The organism is Campylobacter concisus (assembly GCF_003048775.2).
GTDB classification, from domain to species: Bacteria; Campylobacterota; Campylobacteria; order Campylobacterales; family Campylobacteraceae; genus Campylobacter_A; species Campylobacter_A concisus_I.
This window is the reverse complement of the sequence record NZ_CP049272.1, coordinates 1,343,065-1,369,400: the sequence shown is the minus strand read 5'-3', so window position 1 is coordinate 1,369,400 and position 26,336 is coordinate 1,343,065. Positions and strand designations below refer to the sequence as shown.

18 protein-coding genes and 2 pseudogenes are annotated in these 26,336 nt (G+C 36.9%); 14 read left to right on the top strand and 6 right to left on the bottom strand.

Annotated features, from left to right (window positions below; all coding sequences use genetic code 11):
* Nucleotides 1-16: 16 nt before the first annotated feature.
* From CVT17_RS06860 to mnmC, 6 genes are read left to right on the top strand one after another with little or no spacing between them, the layout of a single operon-like run.
* Entirely contained in the window at nt 17-232 is a 216-nt protein-coding gene (locus CVT17_RS06860) for a DNA-directed RNA polymerase subunit omega (protein ID WP_084041541.1), read from the top strand.
* On the top strand, nt 219-2,408 hold the full coding sequence (locus CVT17_RS06855) for a RelA/SpoT family protein (RefSeq protein WP_107858496.1): 2,190 nt from the start codon (nt 219-221) through the stop codon (nt 2,406-2,408). The genes CVT17_RS06860 and CVT17_RS06855 overlap by 14 nt, the downstream gene beginning before the upstream one ends.
* 10 nt (nt 2,409-2,418) lie before the next feature.
* Nucleotides 2,419-3,624: a tyrosine--tRNA ligase gene (gene tyrS / locus CVT17_RS06850; RefSeq protein WP_107858495.1), complete on the top strand. Its 1,206-nt coding sequence runs from the start codon at nt 2,419-2,421 to the stop codon at nt 3,622-3,624.
* Nucleotides 3,625-4,716, top strand: a complete 1,092-nt coding sequence (locus CVT17_RS06845; protein ID WP_021091713.1) for a nitronate monooxygenase — start codon at nt 3,625-3,627, stop codon at nt 4,714-4,716.
* Nucleotides 4,713-6,155 carry an N-acetylmuramoyl-L-alanine amidase family protein gene (locus CVT17_RS06840; protein WP_107770724.1) on the top strand — a complete coding sequence of 481 codons (1,443 nt, stop codon included), beginning with the start codon at nt 4,713-4,715 and terminating at the stop codon, nt 6,153-6,155. The genes CVT17_RS06845 and CVT17_RS06840 overlap by 4 nt, the downstream gene beginning before the upstream one ends.
* Nucleotides 6,152-8,020 (top strand): bifunctional tRNA (5-methylaminomethyl-2-thiouridine)(34)-methyltransferase MnmD/FAD-dependent 5-carboxymethylaminomethyl-2-thiouridine(34) oxidoreductase MnmC, encoded by a 1,869-nt coding sequence (mnmC, locus tag CVT17_RS06835; RefSeq protein ID WP_107858494.1) that lies wholly within the window; start codon nt 6,152-6,154, stop codon nt 8,018-8,020. The genes CVT17_RS06840 and mnmC overlap by 4 nt, the downstream gene beginning before the upstream one ends.
* Nucleotides 8,021-8,078: 58 nt before the next feature.
* Here the strand turns inward: mnmC and putP are convergent, their stop codons facing one another.
* Entirely contained in the window at nt 8,079-9,566 is a 1,488-nt protein-coding gene (gene putP, locus CVT17_RS06830) for a sodium/proline symporter PutP (protein ID WP_103649160.1), read from the bottom strand.
* A 150-nt stretch (nt 9,567-9,716) separates the two neighbouring features.
* Here putP and CVT17_RS06825 point away from each other — a divergent pair, with 150 nt between their 5' ends.
* From CVT17_RS06825 to CVT17_RS06800, 7 genes and pseudogenes are all read left to right on the top strand, one after another.
* A complete protein-coding gene (locus CVT17_RS06825; protein WP_085658195.1) occupies nt 9,717-10,427 on the top strand; it encodes an amino acid ABC transporter permease in 711 nt (236 codons plus the stop codon).
* Nucleotides 10,420-11,148: an amino acid ABC transporter ATP-binding protein gene (locus CVT17_RS06820; protein WP_107770726.1), complete on the top strand. Its 729-nt coding sequence runs from the start codon at nt 10,420-10,422 to the stop codon at nt 11,146-11,148. Before CVT17_RS06825 ends, CVT17_RS06820 begins: the two co-directional genes overlap by 8 nt.
* Before the next feature lie 11 nt (nt 11,149-11,159).
* Entirely contained in the window at nt 11,160-11,933 is a 774-nt protein-coding gene (locus CVT17_RS06815; protein ID WP_107770727.1) for a basic amino acid ABC transporter substrate-binding protein, read from the top strand.
* A 385-nt stretch (nt 11,934-12,318) separates the two neighbouring features.
* A pseudogene (locus CVT17_RS09610) lies at nt 12,319-13,104 on the top strand (nitrate- and nitrite sensing domain-containing protein); the annotation flags it as partial.
* A gap of 555 nt (nt 13,105-13,659) precedes the next feature.
* A pseudogene (locus tag CVT17_RS09605) lies at nt 13,660-14,271 on the top strand (methyl-accepting chemotaxis protein); the annotation flags it as partial.
* A gap of 194 nt (nt 14,272-14,465) precedes the next feature.
* A complete protein-coding gene (locus tag CVT17_RS06805; protein ID WP_087579056.1) occupies nt 14,466-15,182 on the top strand; it encodes a transporter substrate-binding domain-containing protein in 717 nt (238 codons plus the stop codon).
* A gap of 74 nt (nt 15,183-15,256) precedes the next feature.
* Entirely contained in the window at nt 15,257-17,995 is a 2,739-nt protein-coding gene (locus CVT17_RS06800) for a M16 family metallopeptidase (protein WP_107859012.1), read from the top strand.
* A gap of 234 nt (nt 17,996-18,229) precedes the next feature.
* On the opposite strand, the gene CVT17_RS06795 is transcribed toward CVT17_RS06800, so the two are convergent.
* The 3 genes from CVT17_RS06795 to CVT17_RS06785 are packed head-to-tail and all read right to left on the bottom strand — an operon-like array spanning nt 18,230 to nt 19,715.
* Entirely contained in the window at nt 18,230-19,117 is an 888-nt protein-coding gene (locus CVT17_RS06795) for a hypothetical protein (protein ID WP_107859013.1), read from the bottom strand.
* Between the two features lie 50 nt (nt 19,118-19,167).
* Complete coding sequence (locus tag CVT17_RS06790) at nt 19,168-19,389, bottom strand: hypothetical protein (protein WP_021091847.1); 222 nt, start codon at nt 19,387-19,389, stop codon at nt 19,168-19,170.
* A gap of 32 nt (nt 19,390-19,421) precedes the next feature.
* On the bottom strand, nt 19,422-19,715 hold the full coding sequence (locus CVT17_RS06785) for a putative quinol monooxygenase (RefSeq protein WP_107770731.1): 294 nt from the start codon (nt 19,713-19,715) through the stop codon (nt 19,422-19,424).
* Nucleotides 19,716-19,877: 162 nt separating this feature from the next.
* On the opposite strand from CVT17_RS06785, the gene CVT17_RS06780 reads away from it, so the two are divergent.
* Nucleotides 19,878-22,331: a molybdopterin-dependent oxidoreductase gene (locus CVT17_RS06780; RefSeq protein WP_107770732.1), complete on the top strand. Its 2,454-nt coding sequence runs from the start codon at nt 19,878-19,880 to the stop codon at nt 22,329-22,331.
* Nucleotides 22,332-22,380: 49 nt separating this feature from the next.
* On the opposite strand, the gene CVT17_RS06775 is transcribed toward CVT17_RS06780, so the two are convergent.
* Both CVT17_RS06775 and CVT17_RS06770 read right to left on the bottom strand, forming a co-directional pair.
* Nucleotides 22,381-24,213 carry a dynamin family protein gene (locus CVT17_RS06775; protein WP_107859014.1) on the bottom strand — a complete coding sequence of 611 codons (1,833 nt, stop codon included), beginning with the start codon at nt 24,211-24,213 and terminating at the stop codon, nt 22,381-22,383.
* A complete protein-coding gene (locus CVT17_RS06770; RefSeq protein WP_107859015.1) occupies nt 24,206-26,293 on the bottom strand; it encodes a dynamin family protein in 2,088 nt (695 codons plus the stop codon). The genes CVT17_RS06775 and CVT17_RS06770 overlap by 8 nt, the downstream gene beginning before the upstream one ends.
* Between the last annotated feature and the right edge of the window lie 43 nt (nt 26,294-26,336).

Sequence of the window (26,336 nt, the reverse complement as noted above, 5' to 3'; positions counted from 1 at the left end):
TTTAAAAAGGATAAATATGAGAACAGAACAAATAACAGCAAGAGCGTTAAAGCAAGTTGGTGATGATAGATATAAACTTTCACTTATCGTAGCAAAGCGCGCAGAAGCACTGGCAAACGGAGCTCAAACTCTTGTTAATGCTGATACTTCAAAGATGAAATTTGCTGACATTGCGCTACTTGAAGTAGCTGAGGGCAAAATAGGCTTAGAGGCAATAGTTGAAGGAAAATAGTCTTTTTTTAGAGCAGCTAATAGAACAAATTTTACCTTGTAAAAATGTTTCAGAAGCTATAACGCTGCTCTTTTCTCTTTGCGAACGAAGCGAGAAATTAGACAAAGCTATAGATAGCTGTGTCACATCTCATGCTGGTCAATACCGCAAAAGTGGCGAGCCATACGCAATCCATCCTATCTTAGTAGCATCAATAGTAGCAAATATGGGTGGAGATGAGAGTATGGTCATAGCTGCACTACTTCACGATGTAGTTGAAGATACTGAAGTTACACTGAGCGAAGTTCAGGCTGAATTTGGCGATGAAGTGGCAAAGCTGGTTGAGGGGCTTACAAAGATAGTTGCTATAAGAGAAAACAAGCTTGCAAGCTCAAGTAGTAACGAAAAACTAGCAAGCTCGGCACTAACTTTTAGAAAAATGCTTTTAATCTCCATAGAAGATGTTAGAGTTCTTGTGGTTAAGCTTTGTGATAGGCTTCATAATATGCTAACCCTTGATGCATTAAAAGTAGAAAAACAAAAACGTATTGCTGAAGAGACGGTTATGGTCTACGCTCCGATCGCTCATAGGCTTGGAATTTCATCGATTAAAAACATACTTGAGGATCTAAGCTTTAAATATGCGATGCCAGAAGAATACGCCAAGATCGATAGCTTTTTAAATAAAAATAAGCAGCAGCTTAGCCTTAAGCTAAATGCTTTTTACGAAAAAGTAAATCAAATTTTGCTTGAAAACGGCTTTATTGAGGGCACTTTTGAGATACAAAAACGTATAAAGCATTACTACTCAATCTATTTAAAAATGCAAAGAAAAGGCATTTCGATTGAAGAGGTGCTTGATTTGCTCGCCATTAGAATTCTTGTGCAAAAGCCGCTTGATTGCTACCTTGCGCTTGGAAATTTGCATATAAATTTTAATCCTCTTATTTCGAGATTTAAGGATTATATTGCGCTTCCAAAGCAAAATGGCTATCAAACGATACATACAACTATTTTTGATAATAAGAGTATTTTTGAGGCACAAGTTCGTACTTACGATATGCACAAAACCGCCGAATACGGTGTCGCAGCTCACTGGAAATACAAAAATGGCGAGGGCAGTTTACTTAATCCAAAACTTGACTGGCTAAACGACATTGGTATGCAAAACAATGAAGCTGAAAGTAACGTCGAAGAGCTTTATGAATATGCAAAAGATAGTCTTTATATAGAAGATATTGCGGTCTATTCGCCAAAAGGTGAGGTTTTTACACTTCCACGCGGGGCTACTGCACTTGATTATGCTTATGAGATTCACACAGAGATCGGACTTTACGCAAAAGAAGCTTATATAAATCGCGTCAGGATGCCACTTTTAACAGAGCTAAAAAACGGTGATATTGTAAGGATTGTAACTGGCGAGGAGGCAAAATTTCGCTGTTCATGGATAAATAGCGTTCGAACTGGTAAAGCAAGGGCTACAATAAGAACATACTGCAAGCAAAAGATAAAAGATATAAATTATAAAATTGCAGTTGATATTTTAAAGTCGGTTTTTGGCGTTTCAAAAGATAGAATTTTAGACTGGATAGAGCATGAAAATTTAGGCAAAAAAGTTTTTCGTGCTGCAACTGAAAGCGAATTTTTGCAAGAGGTCGTAAATATGCTTAAAAAGTATATAAAAAAAGAGCGTCCTTTTATGATCTCTTTGGGCGACAAATATCAGGTTAAAAAGCAAAAATTTGAAAATATTGTAATCTATTCAAATCATAAAATTTCAAATGTCGAGTTTGACTATTGTTGTAATCCAAAAAGAGGCGATAGTATAGTTGGCTTTAAAAATGGGCACAATGTGACAGTGCACCACAAACTTTGTGAGCGTGCTGGAAAGCTTATGGATAAGGGCAATGAAATCATCTTTGTCAAATGGACTAGAAATGCCCCACATAGATATAAAATTTTATTAAATCTTGAGAACCGAAAAGGCGCGTTGGCTGAATTTTTAACATATCTTGCTAGACTAGATGTAAATTTGGCTACAATCTCGCTAAATGAAGCAAATGACCTTAGTGGCGATACATTTGAAATAAGTGTTGAGATAGCCGAAAATATCGATGCAAACGAGCTAAGAGAGAAGATCAAAGATAGATATAAGATTATAGATTTCGTTTCGCAAAGCGATCCATACCATAACTAGGAGAAAGATAATGCAAGATATAGCTGAAATTTTACAAGAGATAAAACGCGGTGTCGCCGAGATTATTGACTTTGAAAGAGTTGAGAATTTAATAAAAAACTATTATGAAAAAGGTGAAAATTTCTATGTAAAGGCTGGCTTTGACCCAACTGCTCCAGACCTTCACTTAGGTCACACAGTCGTTTTAAGCAAGATGGCACTACTTCAAAAACATGGCGCGATCGTACAGTTTTTGATAGGCGACTTCACTGCTCAAATAGGCGATCCAACCGGCAAATCAGCTACCAGAAAGAAGCTAGATCAAGAGACGGTTTTAAAAAATGCCAAGACTTACGAGGAGCAAGTTTTTAAAATTTTAGATCCAAAAAAGACCTTGATAATGTTTAACTCAAAATGGTCAAATGAGCTTGGAGCTGCTGGAATGATAGAGCTAACTAGCACATTTTCAGTCGCTAGAATGCTAGAGCGTGACGACTTTGAAAAAAGGATAAAATCTGGCAGTCCAATTTCAATTTGTGAATTTATGTATCCGCTTCTTCAAGGTTATGATAGCGTTGCGATGAAGTGCGACATCGAGATGGGCGGTACGGATCAGAAATTTAACCTTCTAATGGGTAGAACCTTACAGCGGACATATAATGTTGGCAAAGAGCAAGCTGTTATCATGATGCCACTTCTTGAGGGGCTTGATGGTGTAAATAAGATGAGCAAAAGTCTTGGAAATTATATCGGCGTAACTGAAAATGCAAATGATATGTTTGCAAAAACGCTTAGTATAAGCGATGAGCTAATGTGGCGTTGGTACGAACTTTTAAGCACAAAAAGCCTTGGCGAGATAGAAAATTTAATGAATGACGTAAAAAACGGCAAGTATCATCCAAAAAAAGCAAAAGAGGACCTTGCGTACGAGATAACAGCAAGGTATCACGGCGAGGAGGCTGCAAAGGCTGCGATGGCTGAGTTTAATAGTGTCCACTCTCAAAATCAGCTCCCAACTGATATAAAAGAATTTAGCCTAAAAGCACCAGCGTGGATAGTGGAAGCTTTATCGCAGTGTGAGCTAAGTGAGTCAAATTCTCAAGCAAGACGCGACATAAAGGCAAATGCAGTTAGCATTAATCAAGAAAAGATTAGTGATGAGCAATTAAAATTAGAAGCAGGTGAATATATCTTGCAAGTCGGTAAGCGTAAATTTGCAAAAGTAAAGGTTGAATAGATGGAGTTAAAGCCATTAAAAATAGGAAAATATGAGATAAAGTATCCGATATTTCAAGGCGGCATGGGACTTGGTATCAGCTGGGACAAACTAGCTGGCAATGTCAGCCTAGAAGGCGGTCTTGGAATAATCAGCTCAGTTGGCACAGGATATTATGAAAATCGTAAATTTATAAACAAAGAGCTAAATGCAAAGCCATTTGGAAGTGAGAATTTCTACTCAACAAGAGGTCTTAGAGCAATTATTGAGAATGCACGAAAAATTTGTGGAGATTTGCCACTTGGCGTAAATATAATGTATGCTGCAAATGATTACGCAAGAGTGGTAAAAGACGCTTGTGAAGCCGGTATAAATATCATCGTATCAGGTGCTGGACTACCTACGAATTTGCCAGAATTTACACAAAATTTTAAAGAGGTTGCACTAGTTCCTATTATCTCAAGTGCAAAAGCACTAAAGATCATCTGTAAACGTTGGCTACAAAGATATGACCGCTTACCAGATGCTGTCGTGCTTGAAGGACCACTAAGCGGCGGACATCAGGGCTTTACTTACGAGCAGTGCCTTGATCCTGAGTTTTCGCTATTTAATCTAATTCCACAAGTAAAGGCCGAGATAAAAGAGTGGGGCGACTTTCCGCTCATCGCAGCCGGTGGAATTTGGGATAAAAATGATATCGAAAAAGCAATATCGCTAGGCGCAGACGGCGTTCAGATGGGTACACGCTTCATCGGCACTCATGAGTGTGACGCGGATATTGGCTTTAAAGAAGTGATACTAGCAGCCGAGGAAAAAGACATTGAGCTTATAAAAAGCCCAGTTGGCTATCCGGCTCGTGGGATTAGAACAAATTTGATAAATTTGGTAGAAAAAAGGATGGGACCAAAGATCCAGTGTATAAGCAACTGTGTGAGCCCTTGTCAAAGGGGCAAAGGAGCTAAAGAGGTTGGATATTGCATCGCTGATAGGCTATTTGACTCATTTAGCGGCAAAAAAGAGACTGGGTTATTTTTCACTGGAGCAAACGGATATAAACTAAAAGAGCTAATAAGCGTAAAAGAGCTAATGCACAAGCTGGTACATGGTGAATGAAACGAGCGATAATACTCTTTTTTATTGTTTGTAATTTTCTTTTTGCTGCAACAAATTCAGAGATATTTGCAAAATTTGATAAAAATTTTGCTAGCTCAAGCAGAAGTGCAAAGATCAAATTTCACAACGATATAAAAGACATCTATGTCGACGCGATCATAAAAAACGATAAAAATATAAAAAGACAAGCGCTCACAAGACTCATAACCAGCTCGAAATCGCTTGGTTTTGATTCAAGTGGGTATATAAAAGATCTAAATGCACTAAATGGCATAAAGAGCGCCAGTACGCCTAGTACTGCTACTTTGACGCTGCTTAGTGCAACCAAGGTAAATGACACTTTAGTACTTAAGTTTAATACAAAAATCGATACTGCAAAACTAAAAACATCCTTTTTAAAGCAACAAAATACATATAAAAACATTATGGATATCGATGGTAGATTAAATGGTAATCCGCTAACTTATAAAAATTTTATATCTGATTACATTCACATCTCGCAGTATGATAAAAATACTGTTAGAGTTATTTTTTCTGATAAGGTCCAAAAGACTATAAAAGCAAATGCGACAGGCGATCTGCTTGTAATCAGCGCTCAAAATTTTATCTCAAACGAAAATGTAAAAGCACCACTTCATAAAACTAAAAATAAAAATGAAGAAGTGCCACACAAAGAGCCTGAGCCAAATTTAAAGCCGCAGCCTGCACAAAGTGAGCCAGTGACAGCACCTTTGCCACCAGTTGCGACTGGTAAATTTTCACGCAACAAAACGATCGTCATCGATCCGGGTCATGGCGGCACAGACCCTGGCGCGGTAAATGGCAAACTGCAAGAAAAAACAGCCGTTTTAGGTGTAGCCAAAAAGCTTGGCGACATACTAAAAGCGCGTGGCTACAAGGTCTTTTTTACCAGGTCAACCGATGTCTTTATAAATTTAAGAACAAGAACAAAATTTGCAAATGATAAGATGGCTGATCTATTTGTTTCCATTCACGCAAATGCCGCTCCAAATGCCACAAAGGCAAAGAGCATGCACGGCATTGAGACATTTTTCTTATCGCCTGCAAGAAGTGAACGTAGTAAAAACGCGGCCGCGCTTGAGAACAAATCAGATATCGAAGAGATGAATTACTTTTCACAGCAGACGTTTCTAAACGTGCTAAACCGCGAGAAGATCATCGCGTCAAACAAGCTTGGCATCGATATCCAAAAAGAAATTTTAGCAAGTGCTAGAAAGGTCTATGCTGCAAGTGATGGCAGTGTGAGAGAGGCACCGTTTTGGGTGCTTGTAGGCGCTCTTATGCCAGCAGTTCTTGTTGAGATCGGCTATATCACGCATCCAGTCGAGGGTGAAAAGCTCTTTAATGATGCCTATCAAAACGCTCTTGCAAATGGCATTGCAAACGGCATTGACGGATATTTTGCAAAAAATAGATGAAAAATGCAAATTTAAGCTTTAAAGGGCAAATTCCATTTAATGAGGAGTTTGGCGATATCTATTTTAATACCGACAAACCTTGGCTTGAGAGTGAATTTGTCTTTGCAAGCGCACTTGATGAAATTTGGCAGAGTAAAGATAGCTTCGTCATCGCTGAGACAGGATTTGGTGCCGGGCTAAATTTCTTCACACTTTTTAAGAAATTTAAAAATAGTTCTAAAAAACTTCACTTTGTTAGCATCGAAAAAACCCCTATTAAAAAAGATGATCTTTTAAAAATTTATGAAAATTTAGGCATTTTTAAAGCTTATGCCAAAAAGCTAGTTTCGCTCTATCCACCTCTTATTGAGGGCATACACCGCATAAATTTTGGTCCAAATATCACACTTGATCTTTGCTACGGCGAGGCTAAAGAAATTTTACCTGAGCTTGATTTTAGCGCTGACATCTGGTTTCTAGACGGCTTTGCTCCAAGTAAAAATGGCTCGATCTGGAGCGAAGAAATTTTTAGGCAGATCGCAAGACTAAGCAAGGTTGGCACGATTGCTAGAACCTACTCGTGTGCAAAAATAGTAAAAGACGGGCTAAAGGGTGCTGGCTTTTTGCTAAGCCTAAAAGAGGGATACGCTAGAAAACGCCAGATGAGTAGCGCCGTGCTAGAGAAAAAAGATAAAAATTTAAAAGATGCTTGGTTTGCGAGATGCGAGCCAGCCTCTAGCGTAAAAGGCAAAACAGCGCTCATCATAGGAGCAGGAGTGGCTGGACTTGCAACAGCTGGCGAGCTAGCCAAAAATGGCTTTAAAGTGGTGATCGCCGAGGCAAAGGGTGAAGTGGCTACAAATGGCTCAGGCAATCACTGTGGTGCTTTGATGCCATTAGTTACGAAGCCTGGGGTAAATTTAGGCCGCATGCATTTAAACGCATTTTTGCAAGCAGTGAGATTTTACAAGGCAACTTTGCCAAAAAGCCTTATCAAATTTAACGGCTGCATCGACTACGCATTTGATGATGAGCTCGTTAAAAGGTACGCCTCATGGCAGGATCAAAATGCAGAGGATATTTTTAAATTCGATGAGAACTTAAAACCATATCCTGGCATATTTATAAAAGATGGCGCATACGCTAGACCAAGAGAAATTTGTAAATTTTTATCAGGCAGTTTTGAAATTTTATTAAATCACGAGTATGAGATCAGGGCGCATCTACAAAACGGCAAAATCAGTGTTAATTTTAAAAACGGTAAAAATTTAGAAACTGATATTTTGGTCTTTTGTACTGGTAGCAAGAGTAGTGAAATTTTTAATGGCTACGACATGCAAATAAGCAGTGTCCGAGGTCAAGTCACGCACCTAAAACCAGTGCTAAAAAATGCCCTGCCACTAAGTGCAAAAGGCTATATCTGCCCAGCCGTCAAAGGCGTACAAGTTATCGGTGCAACTTATGCCAGAAATGAAATTTGCGATACGGCTAAAGTTGAGGATAATGCTAAAAATTTAAGCGATGTAAGCGAGTTTTTTGATATCAAAAAAGCAACAATTATCAGCTCACGTGTGGGATATAGAAGCTATAGTGGAGATAGATTTCCGATAATTGGTGCTTTGCATGATGAGGAATTTTATAAACAAAACTACAAAGGGCTATTTTGGAGCAAAAATAAAGATAACAATCCAAAAGCAAGCTACGAAAAAAATGTCTTTGTAAATTTTGCTCACGGCTCACGTGGCCTTGGCACAGCGATACTTGGAGCAAATTTGATAATGGATCTTGTGCTTGCTCGCCCACTTTGCATAGAAAGATCGCTATTTCATGAGCTTCATCCAGCTAGATTTTTGATAAGAAAACTAAAAAAGGGATTAAAATTTTAAGAGAAAATTAGCAGAAATTCCTAGCACAAGATACTAGGAATTTCTTATAAGATAAGGCTTAAAGCCTTGTTTTCATCTTTTCAAATTCATCTTTTATAACTTGCTCGTGAGGTTCGCTCGTCATTTTATTTATCGCATCGCCCCAGATACTTACGCTAATGATCGCTATGCAAGACGCTATGATGCCAGGTAAAATTTCATAAACATAAGCGTTTAGCCCTGACGTGATCCAAAATATTACGGTCGCACCTCCAGCTATCATACCAGCTAATGCTCCAAGTGCGCTCATGCGCTTCCAGTAAAGGCTAAAAAGTAGTACCGGTCCAAAGCTCGCACCAAATCCAGCCCAAGCGTTGCCAACGACGTTTAGAACATTATCTGTCGAGATAAAGGCAAGTATAGTAGCAACTATGGCCACTACTACGACAGCATAGCGACTGATCGCTGTTTGTGTATTTTGACTAATCTCTTTTTTATAGAATGCAAAGATAAAGTCCTTTGTTACCGAGCTAGATGTAACTAAAAGCTGACTTGAGATAGTACTCATTATCGCTGAAAGCACAGCTGAGATGATAATGCCTATAAAAAATGGTGGGAAAAGTAGCTCACCAAGCTTTAAAAACACCGTTTCAGGATCGTTAAGCCCGCCTCTTTGACTAAAGTAGACAAAGCCAATAAGTCCGCTCATAATCGCACCAAGCAACCCAATACTCATCCAACCAATGCCGATCCTTCTTGCTTTAGCAAGCTCTTTTGAATCGCGTATCGCCATAAATCTAACAATGATGTGTGGCTGACCAAAATAGCCAAATCCCCAAGCCATAAGTCCTAAAATTCCCCAAAAAGTTTGATCTCTAAATGGATTTAGGTGGTTTGCATCAAGCTTGCTTATCTCTTTTAGTAAATTTGTATCGCTTGGCAAGTCTAAATTTAGATATGCCACGACTGGGATCGAGACTAGGACACAAAACATCAAAAGCCCCTGAAATGCGTCAGTTATACTAACTGCTTTAAATCCACCAAAAAATGTGTAAAAGACCACAATAACAAGTGTAAAGATCGCTCCGTAGGCAAATTTTAAACCAAAAAAGCTCTCAAATGTCTTTCCACCAGCGATGATGCCGCTACTTACATAAAGTGTGAAAAAGATTAAAATGATAAGACCAGAGATGATTCTTAAAATTTTAGTCCTATCTTTAAAGCGATTTTCTAAAAAGTCTGGTATTGTGATGCTATCACTCGCAACTTCAGTATAAATTCTAAGCCTCTTTGCTAAAAATAGATAGTTGCAGTAAGCTCCAATGATAAGACCAATTATCATCCACACATTTGCTATACCAGTTGCGTATAAGGCTCCGGGCACGCCAAGTAGCATCCAACCACTCATATCAGAAGCACCAGCACTAAGTGCAGTAACTACTGGACCCATTCGACGGTTATCTAGCAGATACTCGTTCATACTTGCGTTTTTATCGTAGAAATATCGTCCGATAAAGAGCAAAAAGCCAAAATAGATGGCGATGGCTAAATAAGACCCAAAGCTCATAAATTTCCTTTCAAATTAAGATAAATGGCTTATGTTAATATAAATTTTTTTAAATTACAACATTCAGTGCCGATCCTTAAACACTTTTAAGCAAAATGATATAAATTTTTTCGTATTATTTAAAGCCATATTTTAAAGAGAAGGACGAAGTTGAAGGCTCAAAATTTAGCTAAATTTCTATTTTTTATAATTATCGTCTCACTTGGAGCATATTTTTTCTATCCAAGAGATCTTAGTGAGGCTCAAGAGATCGCTTATATCAAAAGTTATGGAGTGACTTTAGGGCTTACTATAGGCGGTATTGTCATAGGTATAACACTTGGATTTACCTTGGCGTTTATTAAATTTTTAAATATTAAAGTCTTAAATTTTATAATCGATGAATATATCGATATCTTACGTGGAACACCTGTAATACTTCAACTTTTAATATTTTCAGTTGTCATTTTTGCAACATGGAGTGATAACTTTTATGTAGCTCTCATCGCACTTGGACTAAATAGCTCTGCTTATGTGGCCGAGATCGTGCGAAGTGGCATAAACAGCGTTGATAAAGGACAAATGGAAGCGGCTCGTGCGATGGGACTAAACTACTATGTTTCGATGCGCGAGATAGTTTTCCCACAAGCTACAAAAAATATCTTGCCAGCTCTTGCAAATGAGTTTATATCACTTTTTAAAGAGACATCGGTCGTGGGCTATATAAGTGTAGTTGATATCACGATGCAAAGTAAGAGCTTGCAAGCGGTCTTTTATAGCCCGGAGCCAGTCATTTTTACAGGCATTGTCTATTATGTAAGTGTTAAATTTTTTACACTTTTGACAAAACTACTTGAGAGGAGATTAAATCGCCATGATTGAGATTAAAAATTTAAACAAAAGTTATGGCGATTTGCGAGTTTTAAATGATATTAGTGTAGATATAAAAAAAGGTGAAGTTATAGCGATAATTGGTCCAAGTGGTGGTGGAAAAAGTACATTTTTACGCTGCATAAACCGCCTTGAGGAGCCAGATAGCGGGCACATCAAGATAAATGGCGAAGATATTTTAGATAAAAAATCAGATATAAATAAAATTCGCCAAAAAGTGAGTATGGTTTTTCAGCACTTTAATCTTTTTGCAAATAAAAACGTCTTGCAAAATTTAACTCTAGCTCCGGTAAAAGCGGGAATTTTAGATAAAGCAAGTGCAGAAAAAAGAGCCGATGAGTTGCTAAAAAGTGTTGGGCTAAGCGATAAGAAATTTGCCTATCCGCACAAACTCTCAGGCGGGCAGAAGCAACGTATCGCGATCGCTAGAAGCCTAGCGATGGAGCCAGAAGTGATACTTTTTGATGAACCGACAAGTGCGCTTGATCCTGAGATGATCGGAGAGGTACTTGATATTATGAAAGATGTTGCTGCAAAGGGCATAACGATGCTTGTGGTGACCCATGAGATGGGCTTTGCAAGAAATGTGGCAAATAGAATTTTCTTTATGGATAAAGGCAAAATCGCAGTTGATGACACACCGAAAAATGTCTTTACAAATCCGCAACATGAGCGTTTAAAAGAGTTTTTAGGCAAAATTTTAAATCATTAAAGGAGTAAAAAATGAGTAAAATTTTAAAATTTTTGATGGCAAGCTTGGTTTTATTTTTACTAGGTTGTGGCGATGATGCTAATAAAAAAAATGCAGTAAATAATGCCGAAGGAGCTAGTAAAAATGTAGTTTATAAAGTTGGCTCGAGCGCTGATTATCCACCTTTTGAATATCTTGATGAAAACAATAAAATTGTTGGCTTTGAGATAGATTTATTAAATGAGATCACCAAAAAAACTGGGATAAAATTTGATGTTGCAAATATGAGCTTTGATGGACTGATATCAGCATTAAAAACCGGTAAAATCGATATTGCTATAAGCGGAATGAGCGCAACTGATGAGAGAAGAAAATCGGTTGATTTTACCAAGCCATATTATTTTTCAGAGAATTTATTTATCCGAAAAAAAGGCTCAGATGTAAATAAAGACAATCTTAAAGATAAGAAAATTTCAGCTCAAGTTGGCACACTTCAAGAAGAAGCAGCCAAAAGCATAACTACTAAGTCGATACCTGCTGAAAATGTAGCAGCTGCCATCATGTCACTAAACGCTGGTAAAATCGATGTTGTGCTAACTGATAGTCCGATAGGAGTTGAATATTTAAAACAAAATCCAGATTTGGAAGAATTTTTAAGAGTTCCTGATGGTACGGAAGGATTTGCGATGGCGTTTGATAAAGGCAAACACACTGAGCTTATCAAAAAGATAGACGCAGCGATCGATGAGCTACAAAAATCTGGCGAATTTGACAAAATGCTAGATAAATATGGATTAAAGAAATAAATCTAAATACAAAATTTGCAGAGAAGCAGGAATTCTCTGCAAAAACTCACTTTTTTCTAATTTTTAAAATTTAACATCTTTTTAAAAGTAAAATTAATAAAATGACTTAATTATTTTCAAGGAGAAAAAAATGAAGCTTCTCAGGATGAGAACGGCATTTATTTTTAAATGTGCTATTTTTCTATTTGCATGTATCACAATTTTGTTAAAAAAATTCCCTACTATTTAATAAAGCTAAATATAAATTAAAATTTTACATAAATATGTTAATCAATATTTTTTATAAAAATAACCAAAAGCATTTTTTGGTTGATAAATTTTAAGTATTAAAGTCGTATGGCTTTATTTTTGAAGCAAATATTAAGAAAAACTAAAAGGAGAGAAAATGAATAATCTAGGTATTAAATCTAAGATTATGGCGATAGTTATCGTCAGTCTTATTGGCCTTGGTATCATGAGTGCATACATGCTAAATGGTATCTTAAAAACTCGCTCAAAAGCAGAATTTAGCGAGAAAATCGTGGATACAATAATAAATCAAAACAATTTTATCCATGAAATGCAAAAAGAACGCGGATTTAGCTCAGGTGTGTTAGCAGGAGGGGATAATAAAAATTTATTAGAGCAGCGTAAAAAAGTAGATGCTGCTCTTGATAAGCTTGAAGAGAAAAATGAAATAGCTTCAGAGATAAATAGTATCCGCTCAAATGTAGATCAAAAAAGTGGCAATGATCTAATTAGCCGTATAACAAAAATTTTAAGAAAAGAGGTTATTGCTATAAATGGATATAGCGATAAGCTCGAGCCTAGCTTGGTAGATGATCTAAAGCGTATCATTATTGTTGGTGAGATAAAAGAGTCTTTTGGTATTTTGCGTGCTACTTTAAATGGGGTTTTTACTAAAAAGAGCATAAGCAAAGAGGACTACAATAAAGTAGTTGCACTAAATAGCGTTATAAATAAATTTATGCAGGATTTTGACGATTACAATCCAAAAGAATTTAGTGACGAATTTGATGCTATCGCTAGAAAAAAGGCTGATTTTATAGATGCGATGAATATTATTAAAAATGTAGTTGCCACTGAAGATGTATCTTATGATGCAGCAAGTTGGTTTTCAAAGATAAGCATTTCAATAGATGCGATGAGAGAGCTTGAACTTAAACTACTTGATAATATGCAAAAAGATGCAAGACGTATTAAGGGTGATGCAAATACCGAACTTATTATAAGTTCTATTGTGATTGCGATTTGTATTTTGCTTATGTTGCTAGTATCTACATTAATAGGTAAAAACCTGATCTCTGGTATAGATCAGACTAAAAATGGCTTAGTTAGATTTTTTGACTTCTTAAATTATAAATCTAATAAGGCTGAATTTTTAGATCGTAGTGGTAGCGACGAGATCGGACAGATGAGTGCACTGATAAATGAGAATATCAAACAAATCGAGGCAAATTTATCTGAGCAAAATAATTTCATTAAAGAAGCAAATACTTTTGTAAATCAAATTGGCAAAGGTAACTACGTAGCTCAGCTTAACGCAGATACTTCAAATCCTGCACTTAGCCAGCTAAAACAAACTTTCAAAGACTTACAAATCGCACTAAAACATGCTATTGCGGAAAATGGTGATGACGTGTTAAATCTACTAGAAAGCTTTAAAAAACAAGACTTTACTAAAAGGCTTGAAGATGATGGCAAGATGGCGGTTGGCATAAATGCTCTTGGTGAAGAGATAGCCAAGATGTTAAGGGCAAATTTAGATCAAGCTCATGTGCTAGAAGAAAAGGCTGAGTCTTTAAGTCAGTCAATGAAAGAACTAACTCAAGGCGCAAATGTACAAGCAAGCTCACTTCAGGAGTCTGCTGCCGCAGTAGAGCAAATGTCAAGCTCAATGAATGCAATATCTCAAAAAACATCTGATGTTATTAGACAAAGTGATGAGATTAAAAACATCATAACTATTATTAGAGATATAGCTGATCAAACAAATTTACTAGCTCTTAATGCTGCGATCGAGGCAGCACGTGCAGGAGAACATGGTAGAGGCTTTGCGGTTGTTGCAGATGAGGTTAGAAAACTAGCAGAGAGAACTCAAAAATCTCTAACAGAGATCGAAGCAAATACAAACGTACTAGCTCAATCAATCAATGAAATGAGCGAATCTATAAAAGAGCAAAGTGAAGGAATCAATATGATAAACCAATCAGTTGCTCAAATAGACACACTTACAAAAGAAAATGTAGTAATTGTCAATAAAGCAAATGAAGTAACATCTGATGTTGACGACATGGCTAAGGCGATAGTAAACGAAGTTAGAAAAAGTAAATTTTAATCTTTGACTTACTCCTAGAGCTCCTATTATTCTATCCCTTAAAATAATTAAGGGATAGAACTTATCTATAAAAATTTATATGCTACTTTGCTATACGATTATTTATAGCATTTTTCTTTTATTGCGGATTTAAACAATTTTTAATAGAGAAATACTGATAATTAAGCCACTAAATCACCTTAAAGGACACTATTATGAAAAAGATCTTTGCTCTTTTACTCACAGCTTTTGTTGCTCTTTGTGCAAACGAGCTAAAATTTGGCACAGCGGCGAATTATCCTCCATTTGAATATATCGATGAAAATAACAAAATAACAGGCTTTGATATCGAGCTGATCGATGAAATTTCAAAGCGTGCAGGCTTTTCATATAAAATCATAAATATGAGTTTTGATGGCCTTATCCCAGCACTTAAAGCCGGCAAAATAAATGGCATTATAAGCGCGATGAGTGCGACTTCAGATAGATTAAAATCGATTGATTTTACAAAGCCATACTATCTAACTGAAAATCTCTATCTAAAGAAAAAAGGCAATGACGCATTAAAAGCTAAAGAAGAGCTAGCTGGCAAAAGAGTTGGCGTGCAACAAGGCACCGTCCAAGAGCTAGCAGCAAATGCTATAAATGGTGTAAAAGTAGTGCCTTCAGAAGATACTGTGCCACTCATCATGGGATTAAAAGTTGGTAAATTTGACGCAGTCATCCTTGATAGCTCTATTGGATATGGCTTTATTAAGAAAAATCCAGAACTTGAAGCGTTTTTCAAAGAAGTTGATGGTAGCGAGGGCTTTTCAATAGCATTTGATAAAGGAAAAGAGAGTGCGTTAATAGAAAAAATAAATCAAATTTTAGATGATATGAAAAAAGACGGAAGCTATGAAGCTTTACTTAAAAAATACGATCTAAAATAATCTTCTAGCCTGCAAATTTGCAGGCTTATGCTAAATTCTGCTTTGTCTATCGATTAAAATTAAAAAGGAAAATAATGAGAAAAATTTTGTTGCTTTTTTGTCTAGCAATGGGTCTTTTTGCGCTTCAAAACGATAAAGATATGTTAAATGCAGAGCTAAAAAACGGGCTAAAATACTATATTAAAGAGAATAAATTTCCACAAAAAACAGCTATTTTTTATCTTGTTATAAATTCTGGTTCAACTGATGAAAAAGATGGCGAGCAAGGTCTTGCTCACTTTTTGGAGCACATGGCATTTAATGGCAGCCGTGACTTTAGTAAAAATGAGCTCATTAAGCAGCTTGAGAGCCTTGGTGTGAAATTTGGAGCCGATCTAAACGCGCAGACGAGCTACGATCAGACGAGCTATGTCTTAACGATTAATGTAAATGAGAAAAATTTACAAGATACGTTTAAAGTCTTTTCGAATTGGATAGATGGCGTTAAAATAGATCCTAAGGAGCTTGATAAGGAGCGTGGTGTCATAATGGAAGAAGAGCGTCAGAGAAATACGCCAGGATATAGGCTTTATTTGGCTCAAACAAAGGATATTTTTGAGGGCAGTATCTATCTAAAAAGAGTGCCAATAGGCGACATGAACGTCATCAAAAGCGTAGATGCTAAGCACATGCAAGAATTTTACGAGAGGCTTTATCAGCCAAGATTTATGAGCTTTGTTGCTGTTGGCGACTTTGATAAAAATGAGATAAAAAGCTTAATCGAAAAAAGCTTTAGCCAAGCAAAAAATACAAATTCTTACATTCATCCAGAAAAAAATATTAGCTTTAAAAGTGGTTTAAATATTTTTAACTATGACTCGAATGAGACCGGAATGGAGCTAGTTAGACTTAGCTATTTTGATAAATTTAGCCCAGTTGTAAATGAGGCTGACGCAAAGAGGAATCTAGAAGACGCACTTATCGCAAGCCTGATAAATATGCTTTATGAGCAAAAAAATGCAAATAATTCATCAAATTTAAGCACTGATTTTATAGCTCAAACACTTCAAGCAAAGCAGAAAATTTATAGTTTTGAAACAAATGTACTTGGAGGCGATTTTAACGCAAGCCTTAAAGATATGCTTGGCGTTATAAAAGGCATTAAAGAGTTTGGCTTTAATAAAGATGATTTTGAAGATGTAAAAAAGGCGTTTGTGGCAAATGTAGAGGCTAAATTTAAACGCTCAAAGACTAAAAAATCAAGCGTTTACGCAGGTCAAATTTTAAACATGATAGAAAATGGTGGCTTTGTGTTAAGCGACGAAGACGACAAAGAGCTTAGTTTAAAGCTATTAAACGAGATTACGTTAGCTGATGTGAATGCTAGATTTAGACAAATTTTAGCCATTTCTGATGAGCGTGTAAGAATTTTTAGCAAAGATGGTTTTAAGCTTAGCAAAGATGAGTTTTTAAAGCTTTTTGCCAAGGCGCCTGCTTATAACACAAACCTATCTGCTAATAACAACGATAAGAGCCTAGGCAATGAAAATTTAGAGCCAAAAGAGATAAGCTCAAGAAGCTTTGATGAAAAAAATGGAATTTACACCTACAAAATATCAAATGGCTCGCAAGTCATCTTTAAGCCACTAGCCACCAAAAAAGATAGTATTTTATTTGCGGCCGTCAGTAAAGGAGGCACATCAAATTTGACTGATCCAAAGCTTGGTAGCTTTGCAGTTGCGCTCACAAATGAAAGCGGCGTTGGTAAATTTAATAACTATGAGCTCTCAAAGGCATTAAATGGAAAGATCGTAAGCTATGAAAAGGGTATAGAAGCACTCACGCAAGGCATTTATGGCTCATCAAGCACAAGCGATCTTAGCTCGCTGCTAGCTGTTATAAATTTAGAATTTAACGCTCCAAGAGCCGATGCAAACGTGCTTGAGAGGATAAAGCAAAGAGCAAAAGATGAGCTAAGTAAAGAGCAAAATTTGCCTGAATATAAATTTAGCACCGAATTTAGCAAGTTTTTTTATGAAAACAATAAACGTGTCGCGCCACTTGAGACGGCTGATATCGATGCGTTAAAGCTAAATGAGCTAAAAGAGATCATCAAAGATAAATTTACAAATGCAGCCTCATATACTTTTGTAATCATCGGCGACACCGACGAAGAGAGGCTTTTGCCACTTATCAAAAAGTATATCGCCACTTTACCAAAGCTTGGCGAGGCTGAAGAATTTAAAGACGATGGCGTGCGAAGTATCAAGGGGCAGCACACCTTTAAAAGAGAGTATCAAAGCACAAAAAGAAGTGATGTTGGTATAAACATCATAAATTCTGATGCGAAATATAGCTTTGAAAAAGCGATTAGACTAAGAGCATTAAGTGAAATTTTAAAAACGGCGCTTCGAGAAAAGATCAGAGAAGATAAGGGCCAAACATATGGCTTTAGCCTAAATGCCAAGCTCTCACGCTATCCTTTTGAGCATTCAGATATGCTAATTAGCTTTACATGCGATCCTGCAAACACGGACAATATCATCGCTGAGATAAAGCAGATAATAGCTAGCATAAAGCGTAGTGGTGCGCTCTTACCAAAGCATTTGGAGGATTTTAAGGCACAGAGTGAAATTTCTATAAAAAAAGATTACGAAAAGCCTGACTTTTGGCAAAAGCTCATCATCTCAAATAAAATTTTTAACATGCCACTTTATACGGCTGATGAGTATATAAGCGCGATAAAAGCCATCACAAATGACGAGATCAAAGAGGCAGCTAGGCTATATCTTGATGAGAAAAATATGGTGATAAGCATAAATAATCCGAAGTAGAAAATTAAGGGGCAAAGCTGGCTGGCTTTTTAAATTTAGCCTGAGTAGAAATTTGGTGAGCCAAGCTGGCTTCAAGAAATTTAAATATAAATAGAATTTTAAAGAGCAAAGCTAACTCTTTAAAATTTAAGACTAAGCAGAAATTTGAGAAGTCAAGTTAGCTCTTTAAATTAAGCCTAAGTGGAAATTTAGCGGATCAAGCCAGCCCCTAGAAATTTAAACATAAAGCCAAAGCTATGCGAGTATATCCTTTGGCTTTAGCTTATTTAGCTTTTGCACCAGATCATCAAAGCTCGCTCCATTTTCGACCTCACGCCTGATAAATTCCTCAAAAAACTCACGTTTTATATCTTTATCCGTGTAAGTTACGCTCTTTTTGGTGACTTGCATAGGCTTAAATTTCTCTTCTTCCATCCCTTCATCGCCATTTTCTCTAACTGGTGTAAGAGCGATATTTTGAAGCACATCAGCGATGCTCTCGCCCTTTTCATAACTTGTTTTTAGAAATTTTAAAAACTCATCTTTGCTGTTTTTATCAGCGTAGCTCACACGGTGCAACATAGGCTGACCTAAGAATTCTATACGTTTTTTATCCGAGCTTTGCTCGTAATGTAAAGCCCCGTCTTTAAAAGAAATTTTTACATTTGCATGCTCGCCAAGTATCCTTTCGGCGGTAAATTCCAGCCATTTATCTTTAAACTCATCGATACTTAGATCAGAGTCTAGTAAATTTGTAGCCTCGCGGCTTAGATAAAGAGCACCAAAAGCATTGTTAGTTATTTTGTTATTTACGTTCATTTTGTGATTTTTGATGAACTCATCTACGCTAAAGCCGTTTTTCTCGCTAGTGATGATGGAGTTTAGTCGCCAAAGCTTCGTGCTATCGATGAAATTTTTAAGGCTAGTGACTTCATCTTTGCTCGTCCCACTATCAAGGCCATTTATCTTGCCCCAGATAGAAATTTTATCATTTGATGAGTAGCCAGAGAGCGGTAGATGCTTGATGTCCGCAGTTTCAGCGGGAATTTCTACTTTATTTAAATTTGCGTTTGTGGCTTGGCGCTTACTAAAAGCGTCTTGGTGGTTAAAGCTTTGATTAAATCCATTTAGCGCGTTTATCATGTCAAATCCTTTAACACAATATCGGCAAGCAGATTTAAATTTTAAGTGGATTATTTTTTATTGCGATATTTTTCAAAAATGGCGATCATTTGGTATGAGTTTTGCGCGATTTTAAATTTATTTGGATTTTTGCCAAGTAGCTCTTCTCTTAAAGAGTCGATAAATTCTCTATCTTTTTTGCAAGCCTCAAAGCTCACTCGCCCCCTAAGTACGGCCATAAATATAATATCAGCAGTCGCATTTATCATCTCAAGCATTTTTTCTTCGCTCATTTTTGTGGATTTTGCCCTTTTTAAAGCAAATATTATTCCTTTACGCTTACAAAATTTACTATTTTTACCTCTTGGCTCTCTTTGCAAGCCTCCAGCGCGGCTGCATTTTTCACCATGTGAGCGCTTTTCATATGCTCTTTTTGACTTGCAAGATCTTCCCAAATCTCCATAAAACAATACTCATTTTTACCGCCCACAACCATGCCGCACTCGTAGCTTATACAGCCTTTATCTTTTCCTGAAGCTGGCACGATCTCTTTTAAAATTTCTTCAAATTTTGCTTCACACCCAGCTTTTAACTTTACATTTACATAAAATCCAATCATCTGCTCATCCTTTAAAAAATTTTTGGCTAAAATAGCGCAATTTAGACGCAAGTTTGCGTATTACATTACAAGGCCTTTAAACGATGAAATGATACAAAACCCTAAATTTATAATTTCTAAAACCAACCAAAAACAATAAATTTAACCAAAATCGGAGAGAAAATGAAAAGACGAGACTTTTTAAGATTAAGTGCATTAGGCGCGGTTAGCCTTCAAGCAAACGAGCTTGGAAGCGCAGAGCAAGCGTTATTTGACAAGAAAAGCGGACTAAGCGCAAATAAATTTGGCGCATTTTATGTAAGAACTATCGCAGGTCGCGTGGTTGAGACCGTGCCATTTGAGGGCGATGCTTATCCAAACGAGCTAAATAACGCAGTCATTGACTACATCCAAAACGAGAGCAGAGTAAAATATCCATTTGTTAGAAAGAGCTTTTTAGCCAATCCAAACAACCCAAAACCAGAGCTTCGTGGCAAAGAGGAATTTATGCGTGTGAGCTGGGACGAGGCTATAAAGCTAAGTGCAAAAATTTTAAAAGAAAATTTTGATAAATACGGTGCTGAAGCGATCTACGGACAGGTTTATCAGTGGGGTAGCCTTGGCAAAGTTGGCCACAGCCAAAAGACCGCAAAAAGGCTACTTAACGTGCTTGGTGGCTACGTAAATGAGCTAGGTGGCTACTCATACGGCGCAGCGACTGTCATCATGCCTCACATCACTGGCTTCGTCGATCCTGCGCTAGCGCCAACAAAGTGGGAGGCTATCTTAAAAAATGCCAAAACGATCGTATTTTGGGGTACAAATCCAGTAGTTTCAAACAAGATCGCCATTGGCGTGCCGCTTCATAACTCATATAAATACTATGATGAGATCAGAAAAAAAGGCGAGAGCGGCGAGATGAAAATTTATAGCGTCGATGTTTATCACAACGATAGCGCAAAATACTTTGACTCAAAATACCTTGAAGTCGTGCCTTGCACCGATACAGCGATGATGATAGGTATGTGTAACTACCTTTATGAAAAAGGGCTTTACAGCAAAGAATTTATAGAAAAATACACAGTTGGCTTTGATAAATTTAAAGACTATATGCTTGGCAAAACTGACGGGGTAAATAAAAATTTAGCTTGGGCAAGCAAAATTTGTGGCGTGAGCGAGCAAGAGCTTGCTAAATTTAGCGAGGATCTAGCTAAAAATGACTCAGTGATAATTAGTGGCTACGCCATCCAAAGACAAGATCACGGCGAGATGGCATACTGGGCGCTTGTGACGCTAAATGCGATGCTTGGACATATCGGTAAAGAGGGTTGTGGTTTTGTCACAAATGACGGTATGCACAAAAATGCTGATGAGAGCTTCATAGCGCCTAAACTTGCGGCATTTGAGACGAAGGTACCTCAAAAATTTATTGATAGCGGGCTGGTGCCAAAGACAAATGGTTACGAAATGCCAAACTCAAGGCTAATAGATGCGCTTCTAAGCCCAGGCAAGGAGATAACAAGAAACGGCAAGAGCTATAAACTGCCAAAGATTAGAGTGATGTTTAATGCAAATGGCTCGACTTTCACAAGGCATCCTGACGCAAATAGAGCGATAAAAGCTATGCGAAACGTTAATGCTATCATCACTTGCGAGCCGTTTTGGACAAGTACAGCTAAATTTAGCGATATAGTCTTGCCAGCTGCGCTTGAATACGAGCGAACTGACATCGAAATGGCAAACTCTACAGGCGAGTATCTATTTGCGATGAAGCCACTAGTTAAGCCATTTGGCGAGAGTAAGAGCGATTACGAGATCGCAAGACTGATTGCCAAAGAGTGGGGCAGGGAAGAGGCATTTAGCGAGGGTAAAAGCGAGCTAGAGTGGGTCAAGACAATATATGAAGATGCCATTAAAAAGGCTGCTGAGCTTGGGTATGAGAGCATGCCTAGTTTTGAGGAATTTTGGGAGAAGGGATATTTTAGATTTGATAAAGTCGATGAGAAAAAACGCTACTTTACAAACTACAAGAAATTCCGCGACGATCCAGTGGCAAATCCGCTAAAAACGCCATCTGGCAAGATAGAAATTTACTCTGAGACTGTCGCTGGCTTTGGCTATGATGACTGCCCACCGCATGCAGCTTGGTTTGAGCCATTTGAGTGGCTTGGCGCAAAAAATAAAAAATATCCTATCGCAATTAGCGGCGCGCACTCTAAATTTAGGCTTCACTCACAGCTAAATAACTCCGTGCTTCGCAACTTTAACGAGATCGCAGAGCGCGAGCCATTGCTTATAAATCCAAAAACAGCCGAGACTAGAGGGATAAAAATGGGCGACGTGGTGCGTGTATTTAATGATAGAGGTGAAATTTTGTGCGGTGCCTTTGTGACTGAGGACGTGCCACAAAATGTCGTGATAGTAAGCGAAGGTGCATGGTATGACCCTGAAAAACCGGGCGAAAAGAGCCTTTGCTTGCACGGAAATTTAAATGTGCTCACAAAAGACGTGCCATCAAGCAAGATGAGCCAGAGCAACACTGCTCACACAAGCCTTGTGAATGTCGAGAAATTTAAAGGCGTGCCAAAGCGCGTAACTGCATTTGACGCACCAAAGATCGGCATAATGCACGCATAAAATAAAAGCTATCCTTAAATGGATAGCTCTAAGCTTTAAAAATTTTTATTTATCTTAGTAATAATGAATTTTCACAAAGCTCTTCGATCTTTGAAATTTGCTCTTTAACTCTTGTTTTTAAGCCATCAAGCATTGCTATTTTTAAAGTATAAATTTCATTAAAATCGCTCTTTATATCAAGCAAAATTTTATTTAAAAACGAGCTATTTGAGCACATTAAAGCTTCAAACTCATAAAGGCTAAACGCATCAAGCATACGCTCATAGACATCTTTTGCGCTTGGGATATAAAGTGGCGTATTCATCTGCAGGTGCGATTCTAGCGTCTTTTCTATCTTTTGTTTTATGAAATAAACCGCGAGTTTGAGCGCATTTTCATAGTTTGAGGCTAGCTTTATATCAAGCTTTTCAAAAAACAAAGAGACCTTTTGTATAGCCTTAAATTTAGCCGTTTCATACTCTCTTAAAAAATTTTCATATGTCCGTCCGGCATAGGTGTTTATGGATTTTGTTTCGTAAGCCAAGACTTGATCATCAAAGCTAGCGTAATTTTCATAGCGAGATTTATATATTAAAAATTTATCCTCTAAATTTTTATAAAGCTCATTAAATGCTGAGGTTATCGCATTTTCTAGCTCTTTTAGATCTTTTTTGTAACGTTTAAAAAATTTATTAAAAACCACATCTTCGTAGATAAGTTTTGAAAAGACTTCGTCGCTATCAAGACTTATTACCTCAAAATTTTCACGCTTATAAATTTCTTTGTTTAAAAGCGTCTTTGAAGCGTTAAATTTCGTCTTTGAAAAAGGCTTAAGTAGCTTAAATACTTCATCGGCGGCAAGTTTTATGACTTCACTCATTTGGCTATATCTTAAAGCGATCTTTGGTTTAAACTCCTCTTTTATCGCCTCTAGTCTCTCATCTAATGAGCCACTAAATTCATCTAAAATCAACTGCGCATTGTCATAAATTTCTAGATGTTTTTCCTGCTCGTTAGTTAGGAGTTTTACGATCTTTTTTGCCCTTGCTTTTATGAAATTTTCTTTAAAGCTCTTGTCTAAAAAGCACTCTTTAATAGCCTTTAGAGCTTCGTTAAAATTTGAAGCTTCAAGTAGGCCTTTGTCATTATTTGTTATGCCAAGAAGGGCTTGCTTTGATGAGATAGCGATGATATCCTCAAAAAGCTCGCCATAAGTTTGCCCAGCGTGTTTTAGCAAACTTTCAAGCTCTTCCTCACTTAGCTTATCTTTTTGGTTGATTAGGCAGATCGCTTTTAGATCATTTGCTTTTAAAATTTCTTTAATGCTTTCAAGCTCACTTGCCTTTGCGGCGTTGTTTGCAAGACTTAGCCATATCGCACCACTAACCTTTTTTAGCGTATTTTTTGTCTCTTTTGTGTCAGCATCTCTTAGCGAGTTTAGGCCAGGAGTGTCGATGAAATTTATCTCTTTTAAAATTTCACTTGGCGCATAAAGCGTCATACTAGAAACTTGCTCGCCTAGCTTATTTAGCTCGGCTAGATCGCTACTTGCTAGCAGGCTTTCGCTACCATTTATAAATTTCACGCTTAAAAGTGGCATCTTTGCAAATTTTAGCCTCACAGCCTTTGCGGTGACTGGAGTTAGTCCTGACGGCAAGATATCTTGACCAAGAAGTGCATTTAAAAATGTTGATTTCCCACTTGAAAATTGACCGATAACAGCTATTAGTGGTGGCTCATTTAGAGTATCTATTAGTAAATTTAAGCTCTCTTTTATCTGCTCGCTTATATGCAAGCTAGGATCGCTTAGATCATTTACGAGCCTAGCTAGCTCGCCCTTAAAATCATTTGTAAAAACCTTAAAGTATCTCGCTTTGTAGGCATTTATAAACTCATTAAACATTTTTAATATCCTCTAAAAGTGAGTAAATTTCATCTTGCAAGGAAGTCTTTTGCTTAAGCTTTGAAATTGAGCTTTGATTTTGTAAATTTAGCTCATTAAGTTTTTCATTGAGCACTAAAAGCCTTTGGTTTAAAGCCTCTTTTTGACTCATTTCATAAACCTTTACTCGCTCTTTTAGCAGCTTTTTTTCGTGTTCTGCTAGTATCTCACAAAACTGCGATATGCTTTTATTGTTAAGTAAATTCTCTCTTAAACTCAAAAGCGCCTCATCTGGCTCATTTTTACTTAAAATTTTAGCTTCAAGCTCATCTAAAAGCTCGCTAAAATCAAGCTCTACACCCATTTGCTTTAAAAAGTCATTTATGCTAAAAATTTTATTTTCACTCACCTTAAAGCCATCAAAACTTAAAGCGATATTTTGCTCGCACGACTTTGTCTGCACCAAAGTTTCATTTCTGGCCTCTCTCATAAGTGCCGCAACCCCGTCACAAAGTGTAGTTTTTGCTATTTGTGTAAGACGTTTTAGATTTAAATTTTCTCTTTTATTTTTGCAGTAAGTGATCTCGCTCTTAATCTTTTCATTTAGATTTTGAAGTAATGCTTCAAGCCCCATTTTATAGATATCTTTTGCATTTTTATCATCGAGCTTTTTTAGCTCGCCTTCTAAAAGTCTTTCAAGTTTTATGAAATTTTCATTAAGAGAATTTTTGATATTTGCTTGCTCGTTTTGCAAAGCTTCTAGCTCTAAACCAAATGCTTTAAGCTCTAAAATTTCAGCCTTTGTGGCTTCGAGTTTTGTTTTTAAAATATTTTGTAATTCTTTTTGATATGAGTTTAAAATTAGAGCTGATTTTTTAGAGTCTTTGCCAAAAAGCACATCGTAAAGATACTCTTTAAACTCCGGCACACCACTATTTAAAGCACCATCAAGATAAGCCTTTGCACTAAGGGCAAAATAATCTATCTTGATATCATTTATCTGCTCGCCGATCGCCTTTTTTACGTAGTTAAGCGTTTCATTAATATCCTTTGCGTCCAACTCGTCAGCGTGAGTTAGCACGATAGCAACTCTTACGATGTGCGAGTTTTCAAGGCATTTTTTCAAAAATAGTGCGTCTTTTTGCGTTGCACTTTGCGAAGCATTCATGAGATGAGCCAAAAGGTCGCACTCTTTCATAAAATTTGTAGTTATTTCTTCTCTTAAGATAACGGCATCATCTATGCCAGGCGTATCTATGATGCAGACATTATCCCTCAAAAGCTCCAAATCATCATAAAGCTCTACGCTTTTTACCAGATTTGCTGTTTTTGAGCTTGAAGATGTATAGTTTTTGATCTCATCTAGGCTGATCTCTACGCTACTTGCAGGTAAATTTTCGCTTGTGAGTCCAAGCTTTACCAGCTCATCAGGGCTATAAAAATTTACTTTTGCATGGCTATTTGTAGCGTGTTTTAAGATGGTTAAATTTACAGTCTCAGGTACATTTGAAGCACCAAGAACACGTTTGTTTAAAAGGGCATTTAAAAGGGTTGATTTGCCAGAGTTTATGACGCCACTTACTGCGATGTTAAAAAGCGTTTCGTTTGATTTTTTCTTGGCATTTTCTAAAGCTAATAAAAATTCTTTATCTTCATCAAGCATGCTTGCTTTTTCATTTATCTTGTTTAGAAAATCCAAGCTCTTGTGAAAATGATCTTTTGGCTTCGCATTAGAAATTTCAGCTTTATTTTGATTTGAGTTTTTGCTTATAAATTTTATTAAAAAATCAAATTTTTCATGGCTAATTATCTTTTCATCACGTAGCTTTTGTAAGTATATTATGAGTTCATCGCTTAAAATTTTTGCTTCATTTAGTGCTTTTAGCGTAGCCAGCTGGGCACTTTGTATGCTAAAGATATCAAGTCCAACACCTAGCTTTTTTAAGATAACTCTAAACTCGGCAAGATCCATAAACTCATCTAAATTTTTCTCATCACAAGATAAAAGAAGCGCCAGTAGATCTGGGTAAAAAGGCACGCTCACATCAGTATTAGCGTAAATTTTATTTAAATGCCAAGCGTGATTTAAAAACTCGTCCATTAAAGATTCTTTTTTTGAAATTTTTTAGATTTTATTACGTTTT